This is a genomic window from Deferribacterota bacterium (assembly GCA_034189185.1).
GTDB lineage: Bacteria > Chrysiogenota > Deferribacteres > Deferribacterales > UBA228 > UBA228.
Genome location: JAXHVM010000022.1, coordinates 1 through 18,954 on the forward strand (window position 1 = coordinate 1; position 18,954 = coordinate 18,954).

Consider the following 18,954-nt stretch of genomic DNA (forward strand, 5'->3'; position numbering starts at 1 on the left):
TTCTATATCTCTTTTTATTTCCTTCTTGATCTTTTTTAGCCAACCTTTATACAAACCCTTTCTTCCATAGAGTGCACCTGCTAACATTCCAGCTAGTGCTCCATTAGTGTCACAATCACCACCTTTATTGACGATTGGCAGTAGAATATCGTAAAATGTATTGTTATTAAAAAAATAATGCATAACTATTTTAAATGTATCAACTACATAACCTGAGTTCTCGCCTCTATAATTTAAAAAATTATATTTTGGATGTTTATCTATAAAATTAATTACAAAATTGTAAGCTTTTTCTTTGTCACTTGTTTCTATTAAAATTTTTGTTATTTCACCAAAAGCAATTGTTATAGCATCTGAATGTTTATTATTATGTGTTATATGACATTGCTTAATTGTTAGATCTCTAAAGTTATTCCAATTTTTTAGACAATATAAAATAATTGGTAGGTTTCTCATGCAGGCCCCATTACCTGCTGCGTATTCTGAGTATGGTACCTCGCAGTGACCTGTTTTTCTAAAATTTACAAGGCCTCTTCTAACAGTGTGACCAATATCTATAGGTTTTGATTTCATCCAATTCAGGAAATATATAGCAACTTTTTTTTCATCAAAGCCGTTGTTATCAATTATACTATTTCCTAAATATAAGCACATCTGCGTATCATCAGTGATATTACCTGCCTCTAAATGCAACCATCCTCCCCCAATTATTTTTCTGTGAACTCCATAGGTATGTTTAATCTCATTTTCATTCATAAATTCTGTAGTAGCACCAAGGGCATCACCTATTGCAAAGCCAAGATAAGCCCCCAATGCTTTATCGATAATATTGTTATTTATTTTCATATAAATTATTATATTATCAATTATGGTTTATTCCACTTTTAATATGATAAATGTTAGTTCTGCATATTTTGCAAGTACCGATTACAATAAAAATATTGATGAAATTAAGATAATGGGTGTTTATGAATATCATAGAGATTTATTTAATGCAATTCATATGGCTAATACACTCAAAGAAGCAAATGAGATATTTGATAGATATGTTTATGAGTTATTTGAATTAAAGGATGGCAGAAATAAAAAAATTGGAAACCTATATAAGATACTTATGGGTTGGATGTTTGACTCAAATAGGTATGAGGGTGCTCTCTTAAAAAGATGGGTTGAAAGTAGATTTGGTATTGTGCCGAATTTTCATAAAAACAAGATATGTAGCTTAGAATCTGAAAGTTATATTGAATATCTTAGTGAGTGTATGTCTTCAAAAGTCAATAAAAATGCAATGTTTTTACAGCTTGACCTATTATATCACTATACACAAACTATTATTAAAAGATTTTACCCCCATTTTATCCCATATATCACTCTATATAGAGGTATTGATTCCTTGGATGAGAGTTTTGATTTAACAAAAATTGATAATAAGCTGTTTATTGCTACACATAATAATATAAATTCCTTTACTTTAGATTCTACAATTGCAGAGCAATTTGGTAGTACTATCATTAAAGTAGATGTTCCTTTTACTAAAGTTATATTTTTTTCTGATGCTGTCCCATTACATCATTTTTCAGGAGAACAAGAGTTCGTTGTAATAGGTGGCGATTATATAACTAATATAGTTTAAATCCTTTTATTTTATTGAATTAAATTGATAATTAATTAACTTTTAATAAAGGGTGAAATTACAATGGTGGTAAAAGTTAATTATTACAAACTAGCTATGCAGACAATATATGAGATTAGTAATGTACTAAATAATTCTAGCTATAAAAAAACCTGTCTAGAGAACGTGTTAAACATATTAAAGAGTAATCTGCAGATAAAGAGAGGTTTTATATTGCTCTATGATAATATTGCTAAAAACCTATATATAGGGGCCTCAATTGGGATTAATAAAGAGCAAGAAAAAGTAATTAGGTATAACGTAGGCGAAGGGATTGTTGGCAAGGTATTTAAAATAGGCTCTCCTATGATTGTTTCTGATGTAAGCAGAGAACCTCTTTTTATTGATAAAATTGAACGAAGCGAAAAAAAAGAGGAGTTAAGTTTTCTTGCTGTTCCAATAAAAGATGGGAGAGAAGTTATTGGAGTATTAGCTTTAGATAAAGATGTAGCTAGCATATATACATATTCAAGTGAGATTGACCTATTAAAAATGATTTCAAACCTTATTTCATCCTTTCTTAAGAGAATTGAAAATTTAGAGCAAGAAAGAGCAAAATATCTTGAGGAGAAATTGAGGCTTGAGAATGAATTAAAGAGCAGATTTTCTTTTAAGGGTTTAATAGGAAAAAGTAAGGCAATGCAAAGTGTTTGCAAATCTATTGCAATGACAGCTAAAACAAAAACTACAGTCTTAATTCGTGGGGAAAGTGGTACAGGCAAGGAAATTGTAGCGAAGACTATCCATTATAATTCTGATAGGAGAGATAAACCCTTTGTTGCAATAAATTGTGCCTCAATTCCTATGGAATTAATTGAGAGCGAGTTATTTGGCCACGAAAAGGGAGCTTTTACAGGTGCAACGGATCAGAAAAAAGGTAAGTTTGAATTAGCTAATGGGGGAACTATATTGCTAGATGAAATAGGTGATATGCCTTTGCAAGCTCAAAGTAAATTGTTGAGGGTGTTACAGGAGAAAAAGATTTGCCGCGTAGGCGGACAAAGGGATATAGATATAGATGTTAGGGTAATAGCAGCGACAAATAAGGATTTGGAAGAAGAGATTCAGAAGGGTAACTTTAGGTTAGATCTGTATTACAGGCTTAATATAGTAACAATTTATATTCCTCCTTTAAGAAAAAGAAGAGAAGATATCCCTCTTTTAGCAGAGTATTTTTTGCAAAGAATCAATAAAGAATATGGGAAGAATGTTAAATTAGATAAAGGTGCCCTTGATATTTTAATGAGGTGTAGATGGCCTGGTAATATAAGGGAGTTAGAGAGTTGTATAGAAAGGGCTGTTCTCTTTACTGAAGGCTCTGTTGTTACAAAGGAAAATCTCGCATGTCAAAGAGGGATGCCTTGCCTAGGTATGTTTGAGGAAAACAATTCAGAAGCAGAAGATAATAATATCAGGGATAATTTAGGAGATTCAGCTATATATGATAAGAATGAATTAATTTTGACTGAAAAGAGATCAATTGAGGAAGCACTTAAAAAAAGTGGTTTTGTTAAAGCAAAAGCTGCAAGGCTACTAAATATGACTGTGAGACAACTAGATTATAGGATTAAAAAATATGGTATAAAGGTTAACTCTTTTTAGTTACTATATCAGTAGTTTAAGGGGATAATAGTGTTGTATATTGATAATATAGCCGAAGAGATAATAAATAAATATGGCATTACTCTATTAGTTGTTTTTGGTTCATTTGCTGAGGGGACTACACATAAAGATAGTGACCTTGATTTAGGATATATGAGTAGTAATTTATTAACTAAGGAGACAGAGCTGTCATTACTAGGTGACTTGATTAAATATTACAAGAGAAGTAATATTGATTTAGTTAACTTGAAAAAAGCCACTCCTACCTTAAAATTAGAAGTAGCCTGTAAAGGAAGATTGATCTATGGGACAGAAGAAGATTTTTTGAGATTTCAGTTGTATGCAGCAGCACATTATGCAGATACTAAGTTTCTGAGACAGGAGAGAGAAAACTACCTTAAGAGTAGGATGAAGATAATATGAAAGATACCTTACGTTCTGTTGTTATAGATAAATTGCTAAAAATGGATCATTATATAAATGAATTAGAGGAAGCAAAACCAGCGTGTTATCAAGATTATATTAGAAATAAAATACTAAATTATGGTATAGAAAGATTGATACAGTTAATTATTGATTTAGCACTTGATATTAATAATATTATTATTAAAGATAAGGACAGACCTCCAGCAACTGATTATTTTAATTCATTTATTGACTTAGTTGAAATTGGTGTTTTAGAGCATGAGTTTGCATATAAAATAGCTTCTAGCACTGAACTTAGGAATAGATTGATTCATGAATATGAAAAAATTGATAATAAAATTGTTTATCAGAGTATAGATAAAACATGTCAGTTTTACCGGGATTATATGAAAAAAATAAGCACTTATATAGGGATGTAAAAGTAGCGTAAGTAGTCTTAGTTTCTGGTGCTGATGGTGTAATAAGGTTGAATAAATTAATTAATAAATATCATTTATCTTGCTCATAAAAGATGTTTGGCAAAAGAGTAAAATACTATGTATTTACTCAAGCACTAGGATATTTTTTCTTTAAGTTTAAACTTCGCATGCATTAAATAAAATCTTGTAATTAATAATATTGGATGCTTTGTTAGTTGAATTTAAATATTTATCGAATCTAGTTTAGATTTATACTCAGAACTTCATTTTTTTGATAAATGTGTTATAGTAATTAAATCTATCTTTATGATTGAATATAACGCTGTAACAAAAATATATAAGAGAGGTAAAGAAAGTCATGTTGCAGTAAATAATGTATCTTTTAATGTGGAAAAAGGTAATATTGTTGTATTGTTAGGCCCCAGTGGATGTGGAAAAACTACGTTGCTCAAATTAACTAATAGGTTGGTTAGTCTAACGAGCGGATCAATCCTTATTAATGGTAGAGATATAAACGATTATAACGAAGTAGAACTTAGACAGAGTATGGGTTATGTAATACAACAGATTGGGCTTTTCCCAAATAAAACAATCGGTGAGAATATCTCACTTATCCCAAAAATAAGAAAATGGGACAAAAGAAAGATAGAAAAAAGGGTTGAAGAGCTTTTGCACCTTGTTAATTTAGAGCCAGAGATCTATCGTGATAGATATCCAGCTGAGTTATCAGGTGGGCAAGCCCAGAGGGTGGGTGTAGCAAGAGCTTTAGCTGTAGATCCAGAGATTATTCTAATGGATGAACCCTTTGGTGCAATAGATCCTATTAACAGAGTACAGATTCAGGATGAGGTGCTAAGTTTACAGTCTAAGTTAAAAAAGACAATAATTTTTGTAACCCATGATATATCTGAAGCTCTAAAAATGGGTGATAAAATAGCTATTTTCAGAAAGGGAGAATTAATTCAATATGATACCCCCTTTAATATCTTGATTAATCCAAAAAATGAATATATAGAGAATTTTATTGGCACTGATAGGTCATTAAGAGTACTGAGTCTTATTAAGGTAAAAAGGGTTGTACAAAGAAATCCTAAAAATATAATAAAAGTAGAGCAAACTATTGATGAAGCATATAATATACTAAAATCTTCAGATGAGAATTTTATATATGTCATAAAGAAAGGCAAGCCTTTGGGTTATTTAACAGAAGATATTTTATGTAAAGCTGAAGAGAATGTAGAATATGATATAGAATATATTGTTAAGCCTTTCCCTGCCATTATTAGAGAAGAACATGTCTTAAGTGATGTGATGGGGTATATGCTTATGTATGAGAATTATCATTATCCAGTAGTAAATAAAGAAGGTATATTAATAGGAACTATTAGCTATAGGGATATAAAAAATTATATAACAAATATATATAATAAATAATGATTGAATATATATCAAATAATTATAATTATATAATCCAATTAACAATTGAACACCTCATTATCGTTTTAACGTCCATTGTTATCTCAATTATTATAGCTTTACCTATTGGTATTTTTATTAGTTTTAATGAAAATATTGCAAAAAGAGTGATTGCTGCTGCAAACATATTAATGACAATTCCCTCTATTGCTCTTTTTGGGTTAATGCTTCCTATCCTTGCTCCATTTAATCTCTCTTTGGGTAAAACCCCAGCTATAATTGCACTGGTACTATACAATCAACTACCAATAATTAGTAATACCTATTCATCATTAAAAAATATTGATAGAACAATCATTAGTACGGCAAAGGCTATAGGTTTGTCAAATTGGCATATATTGAAAGAGGTAACAATCCCAATGAGTATACCTATCATTATAGGTGGCATCAGAACTGCTTCAGTTTTGAGTATTGGCATTACAGCTATAGCAGCCTATATTGGTGCTGGCGGGCTTGGCGTTTTAATACAAATGGGCATTTCTAGGATCTATTTTGAGATGGTATTGGCGGGAGCTATTTTTATTTCAGTAATAGCAATTATATTTGATGTTTTAATGTATTTGTTTGAATATATTATTACACCAAAGGGTATATTAATACAAAGAAAGACTAAAAAGCTGTGAAATTATTAGATCTAGCTTTCAAAATATTTAGTTTTGGACTTTTAATATACATTGGCATATTTATAGAGAGGATTGGTATAGTATCCTTTTTTGAAAAGCCGGTAAATAGGTATTATGTCTATACATTAATTATTCAGCATATAAACATGGTTTTAATTAGTATGCTTATAGCAACTATCATAGGACTATTGGTAGGGATAGTATTTACAAGAGGAAGGTTTAAAAAGTATGCTTTTATAGCATTGTACATTGTTGGATTAGGTCAAAGTATTCCAGTTCTTGCATTTCTTGCATTTTCCCTTCTTTTGGTAGGTATTGGTTTTAAAAGTGCTATCGTTGCTCTTATTGTTTGTTCTATTATCCCCATAGCTAGAAATACTTTAGCAGGTATAAATTCAGTGGATCCATCAATAGTTGATGCAGCAAAGGGTATGGGTTTATCTTCAAATAGGATATTGTTTGAAATTGAATTGCCTCTTTCAGCTGGTATAATAATTACTGGGGTTAGGGTTGCATTAATTATAAATATTTCAACAGCTTCACTAGCCAGTCTTATTGGGGCAGGTGGCTTAGGGGAGCTTATATTTGCTGGTATAGCACTTATGGATTCCACTAGATTAATAAGTGGTGCTACAATCACAGCATTGCTCGCTTTAACCGCTGATTTTTTATGTTCCTATTTTTATGAAATTTTAATACCTGAGGGAGTAAAGATAGGTGCTTAAGAAATTACTGATTGTAATAACCCTATGTTTATTATTAATTAATCCATTGTCTTTATTCTCAAAGGAGAAAAAAATAATTATTGGGGCAAAAAATTTTACTGAAAATATAATTTTTTCAGAGATCACAAGGATATTATTAGAGAAGAAAGGCTATAATATTGTATTAAAAAAAGGTGTGGGTTCAACAGTTATAAGAAAAGCTTTAGAGACTGGTCAAGTTGATATGTATTATGAATATACTGGTACAGCTTATACAGTTTATTATAAGGGCAGTGACTTTGATATTATGAGAGATGGTAGTAAACTTTATAAATGGGTGAGAAAAAATGACAAAAAGAAAGGATTAATATGGTTAAAACCTCTAGATATAAATAATACGTACACATTAATGATGCAACAAAAGAATGTTAAAGAATATAATATATATAATATTAGCGATCTAGTTAAATATATGGAAGGTAGAAAAAAACCTATAAAGATAGGAATTGATGCAGAGTTTTACGGAAGAAGTGATGGATTTAAGGCGTTGGCAGAATATTATAATTTTCCTCAAAATAAGTATATTGCAAAGATTATGGATCAAGGTTTAACATACCTTTCACTAAAAGAGGGTTTGTTAGATGTTGCAATGGGTTTTGCAACTGATGGGAGGATCAAATATTATAATTTAGTTAATTTGGAAGATGATAAGAGGTTTTTTCCTGTGTATAATCCTGCGTGTGTGGTTAGAAAAGTTGTATTAGATAAATTTCCCGATATCAAAATATATATAAACAAACTAGCAGATAAGATTGATTTAAATGATATAAGAAGATTAAATTATTTAACAGATATCAAGCATAAGTCGGTTGAATCAGTAGCAAAAAAATTTTTTAATACTCTAAAGTTTAACAAGATAAAAAATAAGTAGTTTATTTAAAAACTTGTTTAGCAATATCGCTTATATCAAAAATGAACATTGCCTCTGATAACCGACCCTTTTCAATAAATCTATTTAAGATAAAATCATATATTTCTCTATTTTCTTTCTTTGCATTGTTGATGAATAATTTTAGTTCTTCAGGATCCATCTCACTAATTTCAGGTTTATCGGAGAATAGCTTTTTATAATACCAGTTTTTGCTTTTTCTTGTCTCTGCCAACCTTAACCTCCTTTTTTGGTGAGTCAAATTTTACATAAATTATGCATAATTTTAATAAATTTTTTGCAATTGTAAAGGTTGATTTTAAAAAAATTTTATTTTTTTATATAATGCTTTAGTGCATTAAATTGGGTAAAGTACATTAAAGAGTTTTACTTATAATAAGGATAAGGCGTAATAATCCCCATAAAATTGTGTTTCATTGGGTTTAAAATCGGGGTCCCCATGAAACTATGTTTCATGGGGTTAAAAATCGGGGTCCCCATGAAATAGTATTTCATGGGGCAGCATAATAGGTAAAATCCCATTGTCTGTATTCATTGGGCTTATCAGAGTCTATCATATTGTAATTGTCATAGGCATATCTTATTGCATAATCTGAAAATCTGTATAATAGATTGCTATTAATGATATTACTTTGTTCTCTCAGCATATCTAAAAATTTTTCTGTTTCATCTATTATTATATCCTCTACCGGAAAAACAAAATCCTGTATTTCTAAGGTTTTTGCATAATTGATGGTTCTATCAATACCTTCTGTTACAGTGAGCCCTAACGGGCCTAATCCTACTTCTAGATTATCATATACAGCTAGTTCACCTTTAGTAGCTATTAGATTATTCATTATTGATGAGGAGTTTTCATCAATAATATTTACATTATTTTCTTCAGGGAGTTCATCTGCCCATGCATAAAGGGGTACTTTCTTAGAGAGTGGAAAAAATGGTGTAAATATTCCAACTGATGGCTCACCTAGATTTACCCACATTGTTATTAATCTTTTATCTTCCCCTTTTTTGATACCTCTACCTACAAAAGCAAAATTGGTATTATACCTGCTTATGCATTCTTCAGTGTAGAAATTATATATATCTTTGTTTTCTAATTCCTCATCAATAGTTATACCTTCTTCTTTTAATTCTTTTATATTAACTTTTTCAACATCTCCACAAACATCTCTAGATAATTCTCTCATTATAGTTTTTTGATTAATGTTGTTGTTAAGTGCTAGTTTTTTCAAAATCTCATTAGCTCTTTCTTCCCTTGCAGAACCCCCTGTATATGGTGAGAACTGATTATCATTTGTCCTTACAACGAATCCAAGAAAATTTCCATTTTCATCATAGGCATCATCTGCACTAAATTTTTCCCATCTAATTTTTGTTAAAATTGGTGAGGTTTTATTAATCTCGTAAATTGCTGCTTTACCATTTGCGTCAACTACGGCAAAGTTTCCGCTTATTGTTGATACATTCTTTATTTTATGCCAGTTACCCAGAATATTTTCAAAGTCTTCTAAGGTTTTGCATCTTGGAATTGCATAATTAAGCAGTGGCATATTTGAATTTATTGACTCAGCTAAAAGATTAGAATATACAGTAGTGTTTGTTATCATAAAACCTGTTTCATTAATACCAGCACCATTAATAACATCTGGAAAGATGGGGTTGTTATTAAGACCCCACTTTACAACACTCATATGCCCATATTTTTCATCACCTGTTGGGGGATAATATTTTACCTCCTGTCTATATTCATCCCTCTCATCTCTTGTTTTAAAGATGATTGGTCTACCATCAGTTGTAGCCTTTCCTGATATAACTGCTATTGTGCATGCAAAAATTGTAAAATTGTATAATAAAAATATAAGTATTGCAAAAATACCTTTTTTCATAACTACAACTCCTTAACTTGGTTTTGTTTTATAATATTTGATTTTTTATATTTATATGTCAAGAATTACCTTTGCTATCCATAAATTTTTATTATTATCCCAAGAACAGTTTAAATTATGCATTGTTATTGCCTTTATTTCATTTTTTATTTTATATCTATTTTCATATAGATTTTTTATAATGAACTGTTCTGACGTAGATAATTTATCAATATTAAATAGAATATTTTTGCTATATACGTAAAATAGCGCATCATCAAGTAGGTCATATAATAGAAAGGTTAATTCATCATTTTTTAAATCTTCTTTACAGATTTTTAATTTGTGAAGTTTCTCAAAGTTAATATGTTTTTCAAAGAGAGAATAATATAAGCCTAATAGTGCAGTGTTGAATAAATCATTAATATTTTCTCCAGAGCATTCAATACCCAAATCTGCGGTAGTGTCAATGATTTTAAATTGACCCATTTATATTAGTAAATATAAAAACGGTGTATTTTATATGCAAAGTGTCCATCAACATGTAGTATATTTAAATTATAGCTATCTGGCAAGGGGATACCTTTCATTGTTTTTAATGCTCTTACCGCAGCTTGATCAAGATCAGGATAGCCACTTGACTGTATAACCCTGATATTTGTTATTTTACCATTATCAAGGATACTGAATTTTATCCTAACTACCCCTTCCTCACCATTTAATATTGATTGTCTTGGGTATTCCCATACTTGATGTAAAAGTCTGCTAAATTTATAAAAATATGAATAATATTTGAATTTCATTGCCTGTATATTAACACTATCTTCACCTTCTTTTTGGCTGTTTTGTTCTTCCTCAGCTATTTTATTGATAACATCTTTTGGGTTTAAAATTTTTGATAAAAGGTCTTCTTCTTTGTTTGCTAATTTGTTTTTGTTTGTCTCTTTATCTTCTGTCACTTTAGGGATTTCTACATCTTGTGTTTTATCTTCTTTTTTACTAATTTGTTTCTCTTGTTGTTTTTCTTCTGTTTTTACAATTTTTTCTTTACTTTTCTTTCTTGTAAGTAATTCTCTTTTTTCTTTTTTTTGTTTAGTTTTTGAGACTTTCTCTTGTTTATCTTCTACCTTCTTTTCTTTAATATTTGTCTTTAACTTTCTTTTATCTTCTTTTTCTGAAACCTTGATATTAGTTTCTTTTTTTTCCTTTTTATCTTCTGTCTTTTTTTTGAGATTTATATCCCTGTCAGTTAATAAGTCTGGAGTTTCAGGTGGTTTGTTGCTCTCTTTGAGATTCTTAGGCAATTCAACAATAATTGGTCTGTTCTTCTTGATTCCCTTTTTTTGCTCTAAAGTTATACTGCTTAATATTAATAGGTGTATAATCAATGAAATTATAATAAATATAAATAATTTTCTGTCCATAAACAATTAATAACTATAATATATCTAATTATCTAATATAATAAATTATAGTATATTTTCTAATATAATAATTAAATATAAAATACTTGACATATGTTGACTCAAATTATATTATAATACTTGAAGCAAAGGAGGTAAAAATGGCAAATTTACCATGGGATCAATTTAAAGATATGTTTTCATTGCAAAATGCACTTAATGAGTTGTTTGAGGGAGGTTTTTATAGTTCATCAACATCTATAGATGGTGAGTGGTCTCCACCTGTGGATATATATGAGAATGATGAAGAAGTGGTGATAATGCTCGAGATTCCAGGTGTTGAAAAGGATGAGATAGATATATTTATTGATGAAAATATGCTGAAGATTGAAGGCGTGAAAAACCCTCCCTATGATAATAAAAAAGAGGATATTTATAGGCTTGAATGTCCCTACGGGAAATTTAAGAGAGTATTTAATATTGGTGTTAGAGTTGATAAAAATAAAGTTAATGCATCTTACAATGATGGTGTTTTAAAGATAGTTTTGCCAAAAGATGATACATCTAAACAAAAAAAGATAGATATTGTTAAGGAGGGTTAGGAGGTACTATGGCTGAGGATTATTATAAAATATTAGGTGTATCAAGAGATGCTACAGCTGATGAAATAAAAAAATCATATAGAAAATTAGCTCGTAAGTACCATCCTGATGTAAACCCAGGCAATAAAGAAGCAGAGAATATGTTTAAAAAGATTTCAGAAGCCTATGCTGTTTTGTCAGATCCTGAAAAAAGAAAACAATATGATTCTCTAGGGCATGAAGCTTTTACATCTTCAGGAAAGGGTTATGATTTTTCAAGATATAATTTTGAGGATCTAAGGAATTTTAATTTTGGTGGATTTTCTTTTGAAGATATATTTGAAGATATATTTGGATTTAGTGGTAGAAGAGCAAGTGATAGAAATAGAAGGTCTTCTGTAGTAAACGGTGAGGATCTATACTACACATTGAGTATACCCTTTAGAGATGTAATCTATGGTGGTGAATATGAGATAGGTATCACGAGAAAGATTACTTGTAAAAAGTGTATGGGAAAGGGTGGTGATATATCAAAATGTGGGGTGTGTGGAGGGACAGGTTTTGTAAAAAAAGCCTCAGGATTTTTCTCTCTTAGTAGTGCTTGTCCACAGTGTAAGGGAAGTGGTGAAATTATTTATAAGAAATGCCCACAATGCAATGGAATGGGGCAGATATCAAAATATGAAAAAATAAAATTTAAAATACCAAAAGGTGTTGATAATAATTCAAAAATTAGAATACCTGGTAAGGGGAATGATGGTATAAATGGTGGCAGGTCTGGGGACCTATATATTGTTACAAATGTTATGGACCATTCTATATATAAAAGGGTGGGCGATAATTTATACGTAACTATTGATGTTAATATGTTTGAGGCAGCCCTGGGCTCTAAAATCACTGTACCAACCCCTTATGGGCCAATTAGTTTAAATATACCAGCAGGTACGCAGCCGGGGCAAAAATTTAGGATTAGAGGCAAAGGTGTTCCACATCTTAAAGGAGGAGGTACAGGAGACTTATACGTTATAATGAATGTAATTATTCCACAGGTAGCCTATAATGAGGATAGGAAATATTTGAGTCAGATGATGCAAAGGTATAATGTAGTAAATAGGGATGAAATTTTAGAAAAAGGCAGGTTGCGATAAAAATGTTATGGTATACCTAACATTTACATGAGGAGCAGTATATGAAAGATGTACCATTATATAGTATAAGTGTAGTTGCTGAGATGCTTGATTTACACCCCCAGACAATTAGGCAATATGAGAGATTAGGGCTTGTAAAGCCGAAAAGGACAGAGGGCAATACAAGGTTATATTCTGATAGTGATATAGAAAGATTGAAACTTATACTAACATTAACGAGGGATTTAGGGGTCAATATTGCAGGTGTTGAGATTATTATAGATATGAGAGAACAGATTATAGATTTACAAGAGAAGTTAAATAAATTAGTCCATTATATTAAAGAAAATTATACGGCCAGTTCAACTGATAACATTGATAAAGAGTGTACTTCTATAGTGCCAATAAATAAAAAAGGAATAATTAAAATAAATATAGAGAAAGAAATTTAGGCAAGGAGGATATTATGATAAATTGGAATAAATTAACAATAAAATCTGCTGAAGCCGTTCAAGAAGCTGTTGCATTAGCACGTAATAAGAAAAACCCTCAAGTTGAACCAGAACATTTATTGCTCGCTTTAATTGCACAGAAGGAGGGTATAATAAAAGCATTGCTTCAGAAAATTGGTGTTAACGTTAATCAATTATCAAAGGAGGTTGAAAACCTTATAGAAAATTTACCAATTGCTGAGAAGATTGAACAAATATATTTGTCGGTGGATACACAAAATGCTTTAACTAAGGCATTTGAAGAGGCTGAGAATAGGGGTGATCAGTATGTATCAACAGAACACCTACTTTTAGGTATAATTGACAATGCTGGTCAGAAATTGAGAGAACTGTTTATACGCTTTGCATTGGATAGACAAGGTGTTGAAAAGGCAATAAAAGAGGTTAGGGGGGATAACAAGATTGAAGACGAGAACCCAGAAGATAAGATGAATGCATTAGATAAATATACAATTGATCTAACTGAGATGGCGAGAAATGGTAAATTAGATCCAGTAATAGGGAGAGACGAAGAGATCAGAAGGGTTATACATGTTTTATCAAGAAGAACAAAAAACAACCCTGTCTTGATTGGAGAACCAGGTGTTGGCAAAACTGCTATTGTGGAGGGTTTAGCCCAACGCATTGTAAAAGGAGATGTTCCTGACACATTGAAGAATAAATCTGTAAGAGCTCTGGATTTGGGAACACTTATAGCTGGCACAAAATATAGAGGTGAATTTGAGGATAGATTAAAAGCCCTTCTTAAAGAGATCAAGGCGAAAGAGGGGGAGATTATATTATTTATTGATGAATTGCATACGTTAGTTGGAGCAGGTGCAGCTGAAGGGGCAATGGATGCAGCTAATTTATTAAAACCTGCCTTAGCAAGAGGTGAATTGCACTGTATTGGCGCTACAACGCTAAATGAGTATAAAAAACATATTGAAAAGGATGCTGCTTTAGAGAGACGTTTTCAGCCTATTATAGTAGGCGAACCTAATGTAGAGGAGACTATTTCAATCTTGAGAGGATTAAAAGAAAAATATGAGATTCACCATGGGGTTCGCATTAAAGACTCAGCATTAATTGCAGCGGCACACCTTGCTGATAAATATATATCCGATAGATTTATGCCTGATAAAGCAATTGATTTAATTGATGAGGCTACCGCTAAGATAAGAATGGAGATAGATTCTCTACCATCTGAGCTTGATGAATTAGAGCGTAAAAAGCTTCAACTAGAGATAGAAAGGCAGGCCTTAAAGAAAGAGAAAGATGAATTAAGCGCTAATAGAGCTGTGAAATTAGACGAAGAGATAAAGGGTATAGAAGAAAAAATAAAAGATTTAAAAACTCATTGGCAAAAAGAAAAATCTATTATACAAGAGTCAAGAAGAATAAAAGAAGAGATTGATAAGCTAAAAGTTGAAATGGAGCAAGCTGAAAGGCAGGGTGATTTAGAAAGGGCTTCTCAAATTAAATATGGGAAAATGATAGAATTAAATAAAAGGTTAGATGAGCTGGGTGGAGAGCTAAAAAATATACAAAAAGCTAGAAAAATGCTTAAAGAAGAAGTTGATGAAGAGGATGTAGCTCAAATTGTCTCAAAATGGACAGGAATACCAGTAAGTAAACTATTACAACAGGAGGCTCAGAAGTTAATTAATATGGAAGAACATTTACATAGGAGAGTGATAGGTCAAGAAAAAGCTATTAAGAGTGTAAGTGAGGCAATTAGAAGAAACAGGGTTGGTTTAGGGGATCCAAATAGACCTATTGGTTCATTTATCTTTTTAGGCCCTACAGGTGTTGGCAAAACTGAGCTTGCCAAAGCATTGGCTGAATTCTTGTTCGATACAGAAAATGCACTAATAAGGCTAGATATGAGTGAATATATGGAAAAACATTCTGTTGCAAAGCTTATAGGCGCACCTCCTGGATATGTAGGTTTTGAAGAGGGTGGACAATTAACTGAGAAAGTAAGAAGAAGACCCTATTGTGTAATATTGCTTGATGAGATAGAAAAAGCACATCCTGATGTTTTTAACATACTACTACAGATTTTAGATGATGGCAGGTTGAGTGATTCTCAAGGCAGGACAGTTAGTTTTAGAAATGCTGTTATTATAATGACTTCAAATATTGGAAGTGATTTAATCCAGAAAGAATTTGAGAATGATATGGCTTTTGAAGATAACTATGAACGTATCAATAGTATAGTCTTTCAGTCGTTAAGTAAATTCTTTAAACCAGAATTTCTAAACAGGGTAGATGATATAATAGTATTTCATCCTTTATCAACACAACATTTGGAGGAGATTGCAAAGCTTATGTTAGATAATTTTGTAAAGAGAGTATCAGAAAATAATATTTATATAACATATGATGAAACTGTTGTAAAGAAACTAACTCAAGTTGGATATGATCCTAAATTTGGGGCAAGGCCTATGAGAAGAGCCCTCCAAAAATTGATAGTTAATAAGCTTGCAGAGAAAATATTAAGTGGGGAGATAAAGTCTAAAATAGAATATAATTTAACTTATTCGAATAATCATCTAGTTATAGAGGAGAAGAAACCTGTTGCTTGAAAATAATAATTTTTATAGTAAGATTAGCTTATTTTCACAAAATTTGTACAAATTAATGAACTTATATGTTATAATTAAATCAACAAATAAAGAGGGTGAGATTCTATGTTAAATAATCATATAATAAAAAATAAAGATGAAAATGAATTAGAAGAAACAGGAGAGATAGAAAAAATTGAGAAAGATCTAGACAAGAATATAGATATACCTCAAGTTTTTTCTGACGATCATGTAAAGAATTATCTGCAGAGAATATCAGAATATTCACCTCTTACACGTGAAGAGGAGTATGAAATTGGCAAAAAAATACAAAAGGGTGATAAGAAAGCATTAGAAAAATTGATATTATCAAATCTTAAATTCGTTGTTACTATTGCCAATAGATATAAGGTTTCTGGGATGCCTTTGGCTGATCTAATAAATCAAGGTAATGTTGGTTTGCTTGAGGCAGCAAAGAGATTTGATCCTGATAAGGGTGTTAAATTTATTTCTTATGCAGTGTGGTGGATTAGACAGTCAATTGTACAGTCTCTAGCTGAACAATCGGGAACTGTTAAACTTCCAATAAAACAGGCTAGCATCCTTTATAAGATTAATGAGGCGATAGAACATTTGACAAAAAAACTTGGTAGGGAACCAAGATCCAGCGAGATTGCCAAGTATCTTGATATAGATGAGGAGGACATTGAAAATATATTAAGGGTATCTAGGAATTACTTATCCCTTGAAGCACCTATTAAAGAAGGCGAAGATAGAACCTTTATTGACTTTCTAGAAACGAAAAAAGAGGGTGTAGAGAATGAGATTATACATAAAACGCTCTCAGATTCACTAAATGAAATAATAGAAGAATTGCCTGAAAGGGAAAGAAATATAATAATATGGAGATTTGGGATAAATGGTGAAGCACCAAAAACATTAGAAGAGATAGGTAATCTTTTATCTATTAGTAGGGAAAGGGTTAGACAGGTGGAAGCACGTGCTTTGAATAGATTAAAGAAAAAAGCCCTAAAGAGAAAACTAGTAGATTTTCTAAACTAAATTGAATAGCTACTCTAGTAGAATAATAATCTAAAAAAGAATGTGACTTTTGTAGTTTATTGAAAATATATTAATTGGAGGAATTGTTACTAATTACTTGACAAACACGAGTTGTATATACTAAATTAATAATTGCAAGCCGGAGTGGCGGAACTGGAAGACGCACTGGACTCAAAATCCAGCGGGAGATAATCCCGTGGGGGTTCAAATCCCCCCTCCGGCATTTATTTATTTTGATTTTGTTTCTTCCCATAACCTGTCACGTTCAGCAGGATCAATTTCCTCAATTGACTTATTGTCTTTTGTTAGTTTGTCTTCAATTAATCTTATGCGATCCATAAATTTTTTATTTGCAAATCTTAGTGCTTCTTCAGCATTAATATCAAGCAGCCTTGAAAGATTTATAATAGAGAATAATAAATCTCCTAACTCCTCAAAAATCTCGCTTCTGTTTTTATTATTTATACCTTCTTTTAATTCACACAATTCTTCATCTATTTTTTTAAGGCATTCTTTTTTATTAGGAAAATCAAAACCAACATAACTTGCCTTTTTTTGGATTTTTTTAGCTTTTTCGATAGCTGGTAGTGATCTTGGAAGTCCATCTACGATTGATTTAGAATTTTTTTTCTCTTTCTTTTTTATCTTTTCCCAGTTAATAAGCACCCCTTCTACAGTATCTATCTTTTGTTCACCAAATACATGGGGATGCCTTGTTATTAATTTATTTATTAATCCATTTATAACATCTGTTAACTTGAATAAATTTTCTTCTTCTGCAATAACTGAGTGAAATATAACATGCAAAAGAAGATCTCCTAGTTCCTCCTTTATATTCTCTATATCTTTCCTATCAAGTGCGTCTACTAATTCATAGGCTTCTTCAATTATATTCGATTTTAGGGAATAGAGATTTTGTTTTCTATCCCATGGACAACCCTCTGGTCCTCTTAATTTCTTAACAATATTTACAAGTTTATCAAATTGTTCACTCATTTTAATAAATTAAAACCTAAAGATGAGGCTTTTTTAATAAGGTAATTATATTCTTCTTGTGATATTGTTCTCCTTAAGTTTTTTATATTAAAAGCCTTATATGCAGGGTAGTATTGGTCCATTAAATTTAAGTATACATCTTTTGGATCTATCATGTCCTTTAATAAATATAAAACGCCAATTGAGTTGTCAATATAATTTGGTAGTATTAGGTGCCTAATTAATAATCCTTTTTTGATGATGCCATTTACTATATAGGGTTTTCCAACTTGTCTGTACATCTCTTTAATTGATGTAGCGGCATAGAAAGGATAGTTTTTAGCTTTTGATAGATGTAGAGCTAAACTATCATCTGAATATTTAAAATCTGGAAGATATATATCAATTAAACCCTCTAATAGTTTTATTGTATCAATACTTTCGTATCCACCACAATTATATATAATAGGTAGATTCAACCCTCTTTCTTTTGCTACTAAAATAGATTCGGCTATTTTTGGGATGTAATGGGTTGGTGTAACAAGGTTGATGTTGTGTGCCTTTTTATTTTGTAGAATAAAGAATAGATCTACAAGCTGATCTCTAGAGTATGTTTCACCGGTACTATTTTGGCTAATAGTATAATTTTGACAATATATGCAGTGCATATTACAGGATGAAAAAAATATTGTGCCACTTCCACTTACACCGCTTATTAAGGATTCTTCGCCAAAATGCAAGTTGTAACTGTATATTTTTGGCGTTGAATAAGATTTGCAATTACCACTATTAAATTTAAGTCTATTTATATTACATTTGTGAGGGCAAATATCACAGTTTTTCAACCTTTCATTTAGAATATTTACTGCATCAACTGCTTTCATAGCAGTAATTATATTTAAATATATTTTATAAACAAGAAATCTTTGATATAATAGGCTAAAGGTGATTAAGGATTTAGTATAGTGAAAAAAGTAAGGGTTGATGAATTAGTTGATGGGGATAG

20 protein-coding genes and 1 tRNA gene are annotated in these 18,954 nt (G+C 30.9%); 14 read left to right on the top strand and 7 right to left on the bottom strand.

Features of this window, described 5'->3' with window-relative positions:
* A partial coding sequence (gene draG / locus SVN78_02850; protein ID MDY6820545.1) for an ADP-ribosyl-[dinitrogen reductase] hydrolase occupies window positions 1-846 on the bottom strand: 846 nt, incomplete at its 3' end.
* Between the two features lie 43 nt (window positions 847-889).
* Between draG and SVN78_02855 the strand changes: the two genes are divergently transcribed.
* The 8 genes from SVN78_02855 (at window position 890) to SVN78_02890 (ending at window position 7,853) form a co-directional block, all read left to right on the top strand.
* Window positions 890-1,633 carry an NAD(+)--dinitrogen-reductase ADP-D-ribosyltransferase gene (locus tag SVN78_02855; protein MDY6820546.1) on the top strand — a complete coding sequence of 248 codons (744 nt, stop codon included), beginning with the start codon at window positions 890-892 and terminating at the stop codon, window positions 1,631-1,633.
* 63 nt (window positions 1,634-1,696) lie between these two features.
* Window positions 1,697-3,274 carry a nif-specific transcriptional activator NifA gene (gene nifA / locus SVN78_02860; protein ID MDY6820547.1) on the top strand — a complete coding sequence of 526 codons (1,578 nt, stop codon included), beginning with the start codon at window positions 1,697-1,699 and terminating at the stop codon, window positions 3,272-3,274.
* Between the two features lie 30 nt (window positions 3,275-3,304).
* Window positions 3,305-3,697: a nucleotidyltransferase domain-containing protein gene (locus tag SVN78_02865; GenBank protein MDY6820548.1), complete on the top strand. Its 393-nt coding sequence runs from the start codon at window positions 3,305-3,307 to the stop codon at window positions 3,695-3,697.
* Window positions 3,694-4,119 carry a DUF86 domain-containing protein gene (locus SVN78_02870; protein MDY6820549.1) on the top strand — a complete coding sequence of 142 codons (426 nt, stop codon included), beginning with the start codon at window positions 3,694-3,696 and terminating at the stop codon, window positions 4,117-4,119. Before SVN78_02865 ends, SVN78_02870 begins: the two co-directional genes overlap by 4 nt.
* Window positions 4,120-4,425: 306 nt before the next feature.
* Complete coding sequence (locus SVN78_02875) at window positions 4,426-5,553, top strand: betaine/proline/choline family ABC transporter ATP-binding protein (protein MDY6820550.1); 1,128 nt, start codon at window positions 4,426-4,428, stop codon at window positions 5,551-5,553.
* Window positions 5,553-6,218 carry an ABC transporter permease gene (locus SVN78_02880; protein ID MDY6820551.1) on the top strand — a complete coding sequence of 222 codons (666 nt, stop codon included), beginning with the start codon at window positions 5,553-5,555 and terminating at the stop codon, window positions 6,216-6,218. The genes SVN78_02875 and SVN78_02880 overlap by 1 nt, the downstream gene beginning before the upstream one ends.
* Window positions 6,215-6,943 (top strand): ABC transporter permease, encoded by a 729-nt coding sequence (locus SVN78_02885; protein ID MDY6820552.1) that lies wholly within the window; start codon window positions 6,215-6,217, stop codon window positions 6,941-6,943. The genes SVN78_02880 and SVN78_02885 overlap by 4 nt, the downstream gene beginning before the upstream one ends.
* A complete protein-coding gene (locus SVN78_02890; protein MDY6820553.1) occupies window positions 6,936-7,853 on the top strand; it encodes a glycine betaine ABC transporter substrate-binding protein in 918 nt (305 codons plus the stop codon). Before SVN78_02885 ends, SVN78_02890 begins: the two co-directional genes overlap by 8 nt.
* A 1-nt stretch (window position 7,854) precedes the next feature.
* Here SVN78_02890 and SVN78_02895 read toward each other — a convergent pair whose 3' ends face one another.
* The 4 genes from SVN78_02895 to SVN78_02910 all read right to left on the bottom strand — a co-directional run bounded on the left by SVN78_02895 (window position 7,855) and on the right by SVN78_02910 (window position 11,163).
* On the bottom strand, window positions 7,855-8,085 hold the full coding sequence (locus tag SVN78_02895) for a hypothetical protein (GenBank protein ID MDY6820554.1): 231 nt from the start codon (window positions 8,083-8,085) through the stop codon (window positions 7,855-7,857).
* Window positions 8,086-8,362: 277 nt separating this feature from the next.
* Window positions 8,363-9,760 (bottom strand): hypothetical protein, encoded by a 1,398-nt coding sequence (locus SVN78_02900; protein MDY6820555.1) that lies wholly within the window; start codon window positions 9,758-9,760, stop codon window positions 8,363-8,365.
* Window positions 9,761-9,811: 51 nt separating this feature from the next.
* Window positions 9,812-10,228: an archease gene (locus SVN78_02905; protein ID MDY6820556.1), complete on the bottom strand. Its 417-nt coding sequence runs from the start codon at window positions 10,226-10,228 to the stop codon at window positions 9,812-9,814.
* Between the two features lie 5 nt (window positions 10,229-10,233).
* Entirely contained in the window at window positions 10,234-11,163 is a 930-nt protein-coding gene (locus SVN78_02910; GenBank protein ID MDY6820557.1) for a TonB family protein, read from the bottom strand.
* A 140-nt stretch (window positions 11,164-11,303) separates the two neighbouring features.
* On the opposite strand from SVN78_02910, the gene SVN78_02915 reads away from it, so the two are divergent.
* From SVN78_02915 to SVN78_02940, 6 genes are all read left to right on the top strand, one after another.
* Entirely contained in the window at window positions 11,304-11,744 is a 441-nt protein-coding gene (locus SVN78_02915; GenBank protein ID MDY6820558.1) for an Hsp20/alpha crystallin family protein, read from the top strand.
* Window positions 11,745-11,752: 8 nt separating this feature from the next.
* The gene (gene dnaJ / locus SVN78_02920) at window positions 11,753-12,871 is read left to right on the top strand and encodes a molecular chaperone DnaJ (GenBank protein ID MDY6820559.1); all 1,119 of its coding nucleotides are present in this window, start codon (window positions 11,753-11,755) and stop codon (window positions 12,869-12,871) included.
* 41 nt (window positions 12,872-12,912) lie between these two features.
* Window positions 12,913-13,302 carry a helix-turn-helix transcriptional regulator gene (locus SVN78_02925; protein ID MDY6820560.1) on the top strand — a complete coding sequence of 130 codons (390 nt, stop codon included), beginning with the start codon at window positions 12,913-12,915 and terminating at the stop codon, window positions 13,300-13,302.
* A gap of 14 nt (window positions 13,303-13,316) precedes the next feature.
* The gene (gene clpB, locus SVN78_02930; GenBank protein MDY6820561.1) at window positions 13,317-15,932 is read left to right on the top strand and encodes an ATP-dependent chaperone ClpB; all 2,616 of its coding nucleotides are present in this window, start codon (window positions 13,317-13,319) and stop codon (window positions 15,930-15,932) included.
* A gap of 105 nt (window positions 15,933-16,037) precedes the next feature.
* Entirely contained in the window at window positions 16,038-16,973 is a 936-nt protein-coding gene (locus SVN78_02935) for an RNA polymerase sigma factor RpoD/SigA (protein ID MDY6820562.1), read from the top strand.
* 138 nt (window positions 16,974-17,111) lie between these two features.
* Window positions 17,112-17,196: transfer RNA gene (locus SVN78_02940), tRNA-Leu, on the top strand.
* 5 nt (window positions 17,197-17,201) lie between these two features.
* Here the strand turns inward: SVN78_02940 and mazG are convergent.
* On the bottom strand, window positions 17,202-17,969 hold the full coding sequence (gene mazG, locus SVN78_02945; protein ID MDY6820563.1) for a nucleoside triphosphate pyrophosphohydrolase: 768 nt from the start codon (window positions 17,967-17,969) through the stop codon (window positions 17,202-17,204).
* Window positions 17,966-18,832, bottom strand: coding sequence for a radical SAM protein (locus SVN78_02950; GenBank protein ID MDY6820564.1), 867 nt, complete (start codon window positions 18,830-18,832; stop codon window positions 17,966-17,968). The genes mazG and SVN78_02950 overlap by 4 nt, the downstream gene beginning before the upstream one ends.
* Between the last annotated feature and the right edge of the window lie 122 nt (window positions 18,833-18,954).